Source organism: Trichococcus ilyis (assembly GCF_900109135.1).
GTDB classification, from domain to species: Bacteria; Bacillota; Bacilli; order Lactobacillales; family Aerococcaceae; genus Trichococcus; species Trichococcus ilyis.
Map to the genome: position 1 here is coordinate 85,013 of NZ_FNYT01000010.1, position 10,785 is coordinate 95,797.

Here is a 10,785-nt window from a genome sequence, read left to right on the forward strand (position 1 = left end):
ATCTTATTTTTGGCCGCTAACACACATTCCTATTCTAACCAAAACGAAGCCATTCCACAACCGAAGGCCACCCGCCTTCCAAAAAAATTCGCAGAAAAAAGCTGCATCCCCAATTTGTCTGGGGGTGCAGCCCTTGCCTGTTTCTCAATATTTTTTCTCAAGATCGATCAGATTACGGCTAGGTTTGCCGTATTTTTTGAAACTTCCAGCATTCTCCCGGACAATTTCGAACAGATTGTCCCGAAAATGCTCAACGACGCCCGAAAAATGCGGTGTGACCAGTATCTTCTGGTGATCCCACAAACGGCTGTCGGCAGGCAACGGTTCTTCATCAAACACATCCAAGGCCGCATAAGCCACTGTCCCGTTATCCAAAGCCTTGATAAGGCTATCAGTGTCCACTGTGGCTCCTCGGCCTACATTCACGAAAAGCACGCCTTTTTTCATGCGCGAAAAAAGAGCCTCATTGAAGACGCGATAGGTTTCTTCTGTCTGCGGAAGGATGTCCACGACAATATCCGCAAAATCGATGACAGTGCCGATATCATCCATTTTGACCGTCACATCCAAGCCGGCCACCTCCCTGCCGCTGCGATTGACGGCGATGACCTTCATCCCGAAGGCTTTGGCCAACTCTCCAAGACGATTCCCGATGTGGCCCGCGCCCACAATCATCATGGTCTTGCCTTTCAATTCCTGGAGGTCAGTGATCTGTTCCCAGTTTCTCTGCGGCTGGTTCAAGATCGCCGTCCTCAAACCGCGCATGTGCGAAAGGAGTACACCGATCACATATTCAGCAATCGGTTCGCTGTGGATGCCGCTTGCGTTCGTCAAATAGATTCCTTTTCTTGCAAAGGTTTCCAGCGGAAGGCTGTTCACGCCCGCGGAAGTGGCTTGGACCCATTTCAAGGAAGGCAATCGTCCTCCCTCCAGCAAACCGGTCAACTTGTCGTTCCAGCCGATCGTCCATTCGACTTCGCCCAGAGCATCCGTTTCGGCATTATCCATCACCATCGCGTAATCCGGAAAGAGTTCCTCCAATGCCGCGATATGCTGTTCCTTTAAGCCTGTCTTCAGCAGCCATTTTTTGGACGCCATTTTCACCACTCCTTTGTCCGTTCATTTCTATCGTTTTTCTTGACGCCGATGAACGCATCTTCGACCCGATCCCAAAAATGGGTATGGCGATAACGTGCGAAATGCACGCGTTCCCGGGCAATCCGGTAGACCAAACGCTCGATGCGTCTTTTCTTGAATGTCAGGTGGTCCACCGACAAAATCAGCCGATCCTCTTTGTGCGGATAAATCACAATCCATTCGTCCTTGGCGATGATCATGGGCGAACTCAACGTCCGGTAGACACGATTGTTCACTGAAGCCATTTCCGTCAACTGGATTGCTTCCGTACGGGGGTGGATGACGGCTCCCCCGAGGGATTTGCTGAATCCTGTCGAACCTGTGGGAGTGGAGACGCAAAGGCCATCCCCCCGGAATGTTTCGAACAATTCATCTTTCACATAGACATCACAGACCATCGTCCCGTCCATTTTCTTCAAACTCGCCTCATTCAAAGCGATGTATCTTGTTTCCTGCTCTTCATCCGCATACTTGACGCGGACATCGAGTAAAGGATAGCTGACGCTTTCGCCTTTGTCCTTTTTCAGACTTTCGACAAGTTCAGCCAATTCGTAAGTGCGCCAATCCGTGTAAAAACCCAGATGACCCGTATGAATCCCCACAAAGCGCACTTGGCTCAATTGATCTTCGTACTTATGGAATGCCGAAAGCAATGTGCCGTCGCCCCCGATCGACACCACCAAGTCCGGATAGTCCGTGACAATTTTAATATCTTCAGAGAGGCACATCTCTTTGAATTTCGCCGCTACCGACAAAGTCTCCGGCGTCTGGTTGTGGACCAGTGCAATTTTCATGTTTGAGCTCCTCTCGATCAACTGTTCTGTCTTTATTCTTTTTTGTCGGAAAAATAGCGCTGCGCATCCTTGATTTCTTCGCGTATTTCCGACATCTCTTCGTCAAGGCGAAAAGCGGCTTCCGCTGCCCGGATCAGACGGTCATGCAATTCTTCCGGGTACTCGCCCCGATATTTGTAGTTCAAAGAATGCTCGATCGTTGCCCAGAAATTCATGGCCAATGTTCTGATCTGGATTTCTACCAAAATCTTCTTTTCTTCAAAAATGCGTTGGACCGGATATTCAATCACCATGTGGTACGAACGATACCCGCTTTCTTTTTTATGGGTGATGTAATCCCGCTCTATTATGATATTGAAGTCCTTTCTCGCCCGCAAAAGGCGCACAACTTCGTGTATATCCTCTACAAACTGGCACATGATCCTCAACCCGGCAATATCCTGTACATCCTCTTCCAACCTGGTCAGGTCGATGTTCCGGATTTCCGCTTTTTCCAATATGCTTTCCTTTGTCTTGACACGGCCCGTGATGAATTCAATGGGCGCGTGCGCATTCTCATCGCGATATTGCTTGCGTATTCCTTTCAGCTTGACTTTTAGTTCCTCAACCGCCTGCTCATACGGCGCCAAAAATGAATCCCAGTTTTCAACTTCCTTATTTTCCATATAGAACGACACCCTATCATATAGTATATGCTACTTTATTTTAGCACAATTATTTATGATTCTATATAATTCTTGTCGAAAAGGCGCGAATTCATTTTTTCTTCAAATGTAGCGGTTGCGCTGTGCGCTCCGGCATCTCAAAACAATCAACTCCGCAGAACTTGTGATACAATAGGAATAAGTTTTTGAACCGCCCGCTGATACGCATGCTGATGTACCGGCAGGATTGACGGTTCGAATTATTCATCAGCCCCAGACAGAACGAACCTTACTATGGAAAGGAAGTAATGCCGATGAGCCAAAACATTGAAAAAGAATTCAAAAATCTGCTGAATAAAGAAGAATATGAAGCCTTGATCGCCGCCTTCGCCCTTGACGAAACAGAAGCGATCAAACAAACCAATATTTACTTCGATACACCGGACTATCAGCTGAAGAACCTGAACAGCGGACTGCGCATCCGAACTTATGAGGACAAAGCCGAAATCACCTTGAAAACTCCAATCCAGAAAAACGAAAAATTGGAGACGAACGACGACTTGAGCCTGGAGGAAGCAAAAGTACTGATTGAGGACCAAAGACTGAAAAAAACAGGAAATGTGGCCGCGAAACTCAAGGAATTGGGCGTCGCTAACGAAGAACTCGTGATCATCGGACAGCTTTCGACCATCCGTTATGAATTTCCGGGTGACAACGGAACCTACTTCCTGGACAAGAGCTTTTATCAAGATCAAATGGACTATGAACTGGAATTCGAATCGGAAAGCTTGGAAGAAGGCGCCCTCGCGTTCCGAGCTTTCTTGGACCAATACGGAATCAAGGTCCGCAAAGCCAAGCAGAAAATCGAACGCATGCTGGATTACCCCAATTCGACGGCGCACCAGTAAACTTAAGCGGCCCGTCAGCGACAAACGGACCGATTCTCCAAAATTCCCAGCGGAGAGTCGGTCCGTTTTTTCATTTTCTAAATAGGCAAAAAACTGCCCTGCTTCGGTTTATGAAGGCTGCTGGCCCATACAGGACAAAAAAACAGTCGATTTAGTTGCAAATTAGGTCATTGTCTCGTAAAATACAGCTTGACAATCAATCAGCCGCTTCTGAAAGAAGGCAGCTGTTTTCCGGCGGTTTGGATGACCAAGATGCAAAAGAAAAGGTTGTGCAAAGCCTTATTACTACTTGTTTGGGCTTTTTTTTGGTAAACTAAATGTAAGCAAAATGGAAGGATGGAGGGATACAATGTACAGGTCAAAACAGAATATCGCTGATTCTGCCTCTTCTCCTCAACAGATTTTTGAGCTTTATCTATTTGTGAATCCGATCGGGCACAAATGCTACCGGACGGAACAGGAAGTCTTAAAATTCATGAGTTCGTTGGATGGCCCAAAAGTCCACTTCCGCTTCATAACCTTCCACAATTTCAACACCGTCACACAGTACATGAAGCGCCTGAATTTGCCGGAGAAAGATCTGACTTTACGAAATCAAATATACAGTTCCATCTATGATGCCTCATTGGCGTATAAGGCTGCCTTGATGCAAGGCAAAAAACGCGGCCGAAGCTTTTTGCTCCATCTGCAAAAATCACTCGCGGACGGCAAGACCACCTACTCGAAAGAATTGCTGGCTGAAGTCGCCGCCAAAGCCAAACTGGATGTCGACATGTTTTTTGAGGATAAAGAATCTCCTTTCGTAAAAAACAGCTACGAAGCCGACCAGCATATCGCCCAAGAGATGAACATCAAAACAAATCCGTCGTTGGTCATCTTTGACAATCTGAATTATCACTATGGCCTCTTGTTGGAGGACAATATCACTGCCGAGGCGCTGCATGAAGTCATCAAGGATTGTTCGGTTGCGTGCGCACAGAAAAATGCCAGTATGAAAAATACGAATATCACAACAATCGGGAAAAACTACATACGCATCACGCACTGACAAGAAAAGGCTGCGTCGTCCCTTACAGGACCACGAAGCCTTTTCTTTTTCGTTTAAGATTGTTGTGCTGCGATCAATTGTTCCAGTTCATTCAGACGTTCCTCGAATACTTTCATCGCATCCTCGATGTAGGCGGATTGTGTCATATCCACGCCCGCTTTTTTCATCACTTCAATCGGATAATCGCTGTTCCCTGCCTTCAGGTAGGACAAGTACTGCTCCAAAGCGCCCGCTTCGCCCTCGACGATGCGTTTTGCCAACGCCGTTGCCGCCGAAAAGCCGGTAGCATACTGGTAAACATAGTAATTGTAGTAAAAATGCGGGATGCGGGTCCACTCGATGGCAATTTCAGGATCTTTTTCGACTGCTGGACCATAATATTTGGCGTTCAGTTCCCCGTAATAGGAAGTCATGAAGTCTTGCGTCAAAGGCACTCCTGCCAAGGCTTGCTGATGGATGTAGTGCTCGAATTCAGCGAACTGGGTCTGACGGAAAATCGTCCCTTTGAAGCCATCGAGATAATGATTCAGGATGTAAATGCGGACTTTGGGATCGGTCTGGGTCTTCAGCAAATAATCCGTCAAAATATTTTCGTTTGTGGTCGAGGCAATTTCAGCCAAAAAGATCGAATAATCGCCATATACATAAGGCTGATTTTTCCTTGTCAGGTAGCTGTGCACACTATGCCCCAATTCATGGACAAGCGTATACAGTTGATTCAATGAATCCTGCCAATTCATCAGGATGTATGGGTTCGTGTCATAGGCGCCGGACGAGTAGGCTCCACTGCGTTTACCCTCGTTCTCCAGCCAATCGATCCAACGGTTGTCGAAAGCTTCCTTGAGGATGGCCTGATAATCTTCTCCCAGCGGTTCCAGACCGCGCAAGGTTTCCGCCGTTGCCTCTTCGATGCTGTATTTGATCGGGGCTTCCCCTGTCAGCGGCGTATACATATCGTACATATGCAGCTCTTCGACTTTCAACATTTCTTTGCGCAAAGCCACGTAGCGATGCAACAGCGGCAGATGTTCGTTGACCACATCCAGCAAAATGTCATAGACCGATTCCGGAATGTGGTTGTTCGCCAAGGCGGCTGCCCGCGCGGATTCATATTTGTGCACTTTGGCTTTGTAGTTGTGCGTCTTCACGTTCGTGGACAACGTTGTCGCAAAAGTATTTTTCAGGCCAGCATATGTCTTGTAGAGCGCCTTGAAAGCCCCTTCCCGGACTTCCCGATCCGGGCTTTCCATCAATTTACCGTAGAGGCCGTGCGTCAATTGGACCTCCTGTCCCTCCTCGTTCTTCACAGTCGGGAAGGTGAGATCGGCGTTATTGAGCACCGAAAAAGTTTTGCTGGGCGCCGCAAAAATCTCGCCGGCCCCCGCCAAAAGCTCCTCTTCCCGGGCGGACAGTACATGCTCCCGGGAAGAGGTGAGGCTGTCCAAGAGATGGGCGTACGGCTGCAATTGCTCGTTTTCCGCCAAATATTGCCGCAGATCCTCTTCCGGAATTTCCAGAATTTCCGGTTCGAACCAGGAGGTCGCTTCGCTGACACTCGTCAGCACCGACACGGCCTTATCATGCAAGTTTTGATACAAGCTGTCCGCCGTATCCTGATCATTTTTCAGATGGGAATAGACATAGACCCGTTCCAATTTCTGATTGATTTTGAGGACTTCTTCGATCCCTTTCAGCAAGGCTTGGCTGCTTGATCCGATGGTTCCTTGCAGAGCGCGTACGAACGGCACGGCACCCGCCAGCTCTTCCAAGGTTTTTTCGAAAGCTTCATCTGTCGGGAAGATCGCTGTCAGATCCCATGTGGAAGCTTCCGGGACTTCTGTTCTCTTCAATAGTTTCTGTGCATTTGTCATCCGGTTTTCCCCCTCTAATTTCTCAATAGTATAATTTTAGCATACCTTGGGACCGAAAGGGTACTGGCAGAGGATGCTAACTTAAGCATGATTTCTGGTGCGCCGTTTTCCCTTCCAGCGGCGCGGACAGCAGAACCCATTCTTCCTTGCCTATGGCTGCGGCATATCCCTCCTCCACAAGCCGCATCATGAATTGGAGCAAGGGTCCCCATAAAGTTTCCTTGTCCGACTCCACCGAAACCCGTGTCCGCACCAAATTCGTCCGTGCGCTTTTTGACAGCCAGGCCAGCAGGTATTTCTTGGTGACAGATTCTGCCTTTTCCGGCCGATTGAGTTCGCTCAGCAGATAGTAGCGCCAAATGTAGGCAGGCGTGCGGATCCCTAAAGTCCGGCAAGGCAATTCGAACAGGAATAACGGCAAGTGATAGAGGTCCTTGCGATCGAGGTAGACCGTCAACAGAAATTGCCGGTGTTCCTTGTCAGTGCGATACCGCAGCAGGTTGATGTCTTTCGCCTGCATATGCTTGCGCGGGGCAGTTTTTCCCTGGACAGCGGTCCCCGACTTGGTATTATCCGGCAAGCATCCCTTCCTGTAGAGGCTTTCCAAGGAAGTTGACTGCAGATCCATCACGCGAATTTCCGTTCTGTCAAAGCAGAAGCGCTCATCGCTGCTTAACTTAAGGTGGTGATAGACGACCAGTTGTTCAGATTCGGTATCCAGAATCCCGATCCAGCTTCCAAGCGACACGGAATGCTTCAAAAATTGGTAGACAGATTGCGTCATTCTCGCGGATCCGGGTTGATAATTCCTGCCACAAATCCACCATACTTCATAGCCGCATCGCTGGTACCCCCGTGTCCTTCCCAACAGATCGGCGGGAGCGATCGGACTGCACTGGTACTCGATGGCAACTTTCGTCCCGTCCTCGAGAACAAGCAGGAGATCCGGCCGCTGCTGCAGTTCCGGAAGCCAACACTCCAAAGTGACGGCTACCCCTTCACTTTGGAATTGTTCCAGAAGCAGCTGTTTCCCCTTCAGATGGGGAAGTGTTTCGCCCTCGGAAAAAACGGAACAGTCCGAATGTTGCAGGTGAGCAAAGTGCGCAATCATGATGTTTCCTTTTTTCAGCACCAACTTCCCTTTGCAGGCTGGACAATAATAATCATCCGATTTTTTCCCTTTTTCTTTTGTGGCTTGGCAAGCCTGAATCAATTCTCCGTTTGCATTGCTGGCGATCAGCATAAGCAGCAGCCCCTTCTGTCTGTTTCCCATAATATCCGCAAAAGGGCAAGAAAAAATCCGACCCTTTTCGGGGTCGGATCGGATTATTTATTTAAAATAGTGCCTTGCGGCTTCCAAGGCATTGTCTTGGATGACCAATTTGCCGTATTCGCCCAATATCTCTACAGCGATGTCGGATTCCTCCGCAAATTCCAAAGCTTTCAGAATTTCGTTGTCGATATTCGTTTCCGTCATCTCGTCGATGAAGTAGACAATCGCCAAATAATACTGGTTGTCGTAATGATAGAGCGAGGATACGCCGCTTTCCAAAAACATCCGTTTCGCCAGCTCCAGAAAATCATCGAAACTCTGGAATTTGAACACGATTTCCAAAGGTGCCATATCATCCTCATCGGCCTCAACAGCTGTTTTGTCCCGTTCATTGAAGCTCTTCGTCTGTTTTTTGATGTAATCCACCACATGCTCCAATTGATTGGAACCATTCGCCATATCGAAGTCATCTTCGTTGTTCATCCCTTTGCTGATGAACAATTCTAACCCGTTCCCATTAGGCAGCACTTGGAAAGTAATTGCATCTGATTCATGAAATTGATTATCGACATCGACTTCCTCGAGGATGCTGTAGAAAAAGCTCTCGATTTGCTTTTGATTCCCCAATAAATCCAGAAAAGTAATGCCTCTTTCCTCCAAATCAGAATTCTCAATCAAAACGCGAATTGTGTTTTCGTTGATGTTTTCCATTTCCATCATGCTTCACCCCACTTTTCTTTCCCTATTTTTCTTATACCCATTGTAAATCAAATCGTAAAAATGTAAAGACAAAAGCACAAAATCTTTTGACTTCTCATGTGTTTTCTCATCTGAATATTTCTTTTCTGCCAAAACACCCAAATTCAGCGGTCAAAAAAGACAAGTGCGGCCATTTGCGCGGTGCACTTGTCTGCTGATTGTTGTTCAGTTGCTTTTGGCTAGAAGTTTGCCAATCTTTGCGCTTTTTGCAGTTCCAGCGCGCGGACTTCCCTTGGCAAGAAACGACGGATTTCATCTTCGTTATATCCCACTTGCAGGCGTTTTTCGTCCAAAATGATCGGACGACGCAATAGGCCGGGGTTATCCTCGATCAAAGTGAATAATGTATTTAAAGGTAGTTCGTCTAAGTCGATGTTCAATTCTTGGAATGCTTTGGATCGAGTGGAAATAATTTCCTCAGTGCCTTCTTCAGTCATTTTCAGGATGCTCTTGATTTCGATTTCTGTCAAAGGTTCGGAGAATATGTTCCTTTCAGTATAAGGGATGTTATTTTCTTCTAGCCATGCACGTGCCTTGCGACATGAGGTACAACTTGGGGAAGTATATAATGTTACCATCTCTGATCTCTCCTTTTTTTGTAAGTTTTGTTTGTGAACTACTTACAACTATTATTATAAACCAATCCAAGCACAATAGCTATCCTTTTTTTTAATGCCTTGCAAAATTCTGTCACATTTCGGACACATTCGCACTTCCGAATAGTCAGAACAAAGTTTGTGAAATGCTTATTTAACAACCTTTCCGAGCGCTATATCTCAGTTCCGAAATTTTATAATTTATAATAAATATCGTTTGATAATTATTTTTTTCCGAATTCAGCCTTTTCATTTAAAACGCTTACATTACGTCAGCGTTCCTCCGACTTTGTGCATTCGAATTAAATCGTGAATACGCTCCGGATTTGCGTTATAATAAAAAGTGACGTACTTAACCTAGGAGGCATTTTATGAAAAAGAAAATATTTTCCGGCGTTCAGCCTAGCGGTATCCCGACAATCGGGAACTATATCGGAGCGATGAAACAATTCGTGCAGCGTCAAGAAGAATATGATTGCACCTATTGCATCGTAAATCAGCATGCGATCACCGTTCCCCAAGATCCAGCCACTTTGACCGAAAGGACACGCGGATTGGCGGCTCTATATTTGGCTCTGGGCATCGACCCGAACAAATCGACCATCTTCATCCAATCGGAAGTCCCTGCCCATGCACAAGCTGCGTGGATCGTCCAATGCAACACCTATTTGGGCGAGTTGGAACGAATGACCCAATTCAAAGACAAGTCCTCCAAACAAGAAACCGTATCGGCTGGATTACTGACCTATCCTCCTCTGATGGTAGCGGACATCATCCTCTACAACACGGATTTCGTCCCTGTCGGTGAAGACCAAAAGCAGCATATGGAACTGACGCGCGACTTCGTCCAACGCTTCAACAACAAATACGGAAAGGGCAGCAAAATCCTGTCCATGCCGGAACCGATGATTCCTGAAGACGGCGGCCGGATCATGAGCATCCAAGACCCTACCAGCAAAATGAGCAAATCCGACAAGAATACCAAAGGCTTCATTTCATTGCTGGATGAACCTAAAGTCATCCGCAAGAAAATCAAGAGTGCCGTAACCGACTCAAGTGGTGTCATCGAGTACGATAAGGAAAACAAGCCTGGCATTTCCAATTTGCTGACGATTTTCTCGGCCTTCACCGATAAATCCATCGATGAATTGGTTTCCGAGTTTGCCGATTCCGGCTATGGCAATTTCAAAGAAAAATTGGCGGATGCCATCATCGCCGAATTGGAACCGATGCAGAATCGCTACTATGAGTTATTGAACTCCAAAGAACTGGACGACATTTTGGATGCGGGCGCAAAACAAGCAAATGCGATCGCCTCCGAAACCCTGAAACGCATGGAAACAGCAATCGGCCTCCACAGATAATTAGAAAAGCGGTACAAGCCCGCTCTGCCTCGAAAGAAATTTAGGAAATCTGGCCCTGAATGAGCATCGTAGAGCGCAATGGGTCAGATTTATCTAATTTCCGAGAGGCAGGCTTGGACCGCTAGCCATTATGTTTTATGAATTTAATGCTTCACGGGTTCGTTCAGCCCTGTTGCAAAAGAGAAGCCCCGCGCACAATGCGGGGCTTCTCTGTAAGCGCCAAATAATCAGGTATATACTGCAACACGAATAACCCTGCTACAATATGGATATCATATCGTAGTAGGGTTATTTGCAGTTTTCCTGGATCTCTGTACTCCATGGCAAATAATCCTCAAGAAGTTCGGGCTCCTCTTTGAAGGGCGTGTTCGGAAGTTCCTTGAACAAATAC

At 47.0% G+C, this 10,785-nt stretch carries 10 protein-coding genes; 3 read left to right on the forward strand and 7 right to left on the reverse strand.

What is annotated here, in order from left to right; translation table 11 throughout:
* Positions 1-144 precede the first annotated feature (144 nt).
* From BMX58_RS06690 to yjbM, 3 genes are read right to left on the reverse strand one after another with little or no spacing between them, the layout of a single operon-like run.
* Positions 145-1,098 carry an NAD(P)-dependent oxidoreductase gene (locus BMX58_RS06690; RefSeq protein WP_068623263.1) on the reverse strand — a complete coding sequence of 318 codons (954 nt, stop codon included), beginning with the start codon at positions 1,096-1,098 and terminating at the stop codon, positions 145-147.
* A gap of 2 nt (positions 1,099-1,100) precedes the next feature.
* Complete coding sequence (locus BMX58_RS06695; RefSeq protein WP_068623264.1) at positions 1,101-1,931, reverse strand: NAD kinase; 831 nt, start codon at positions 1,929-1,931, stop codon at positions 1,101-1,103.
* A gap of 32 nt (positions 1,932-1,963) precedes the next feature.
* Entirely contained in the window at positions 1,964-2,596 is a 633-nt protein-coding gene (yjbM, locus tag BMX58_RS06700) for a GTP diphosphokinase (protein WP_068623265.1), read from the reverse strand.
* A 293-nt stretch (positions 2,597-2,889) separates the two neighbouring features.
* Here yjbM and BMX58_RS06705 point away from each other — a divergent pair, with 293 nt between their 5' ends.
* On the forward strand, positions 2,890-3,483 hold the full coding sequence (locus BMX58_RS06705; protein WP_068623266.1) for a CYTH domain-containing protein: 594 nt from the start codon (positions 2,890-2,892) through the stop codon (positions 3,481-3,483).
* 349 nt (positions 3,484-3,832) lie between these two features.
* Positions 3,833-4,531, forward strand: a complete 699-nt coding sequence (locus BMX58_RS06710; protein WP_162268625.1) for a DsbA family protein — start codon at positions 3,833-3,835, stop codon at positions 4,529-4,531.
* Between the two features lie 53 nt (positions 4,532-4,584).
* Here BMX58_RS06710 and pepF read toward each other — a convergent pair whose 3' ends face one another.
* The 4 genes from pepF to spxA form a co-directional block, all read right to left on the reverse strand.
* Complete coding sequence (gene pepF, locus BMX58_RS06715; RefSeq protein WP_068623267.1) at positions 4,585-6,402, reverse strand: oligoendopeptidase F; 1,818 nt, start codon at positions 6,400-6,402, stop codon at positions 4,585-4,587.
* Between the two features lie 76 nt (positions 6,403-6,478).
* Positions 6,479-7,675: a competence protein CoiA gene (locus BMX58_RS06720; protein WP_084253946.1), complete on the reverse strand. Its 1,197-nt coding sequence runs from the start codon at positions 7,673-7,675 to the stop codon at positions 6,479-6,481.
* A 57-nt stretch (positions 7,676-7,732) separates the two neighbouring features.
* Positions 7,733-8,395, reverse strand: a complete 663-nt coding sequence (locus BMX58_RS06725; protein ID WP_338061253.1) for an adaptor protein MecA — start codon at positions 8,393-8,395, stop codon at positions 7,733-7,735.
* Between the two features lie 218 nt (positions 8,396-8,613).
* Entirely contained in the window at positions 8,614-9,012 is a 399-nt protein-coding gene (spxA, locus tag BMX58_RS06730; RefSeq protein ID WP_068559948.1) for a transcriptional regulator SpxA, read from the reverse strand.
* Positions 9,013-9,401: 389 nt separating this feature from the next.
* On the opposite strand from spxA, the gene trpS reads away from it, so the two are divergent.
* Positions 9,402-10,394, forward strand: a complete 993-nt coding sequence (gene trpS, locus BMX58_RS06735; protein ID WP_068623269.1) for a tryptophan--tRNA ligase — start codon at positions 9,402-9,404, stop codon at positions 10,392-10,394.
* Positions 10,395-10,785: the final 391 nt, after the last annotated feature.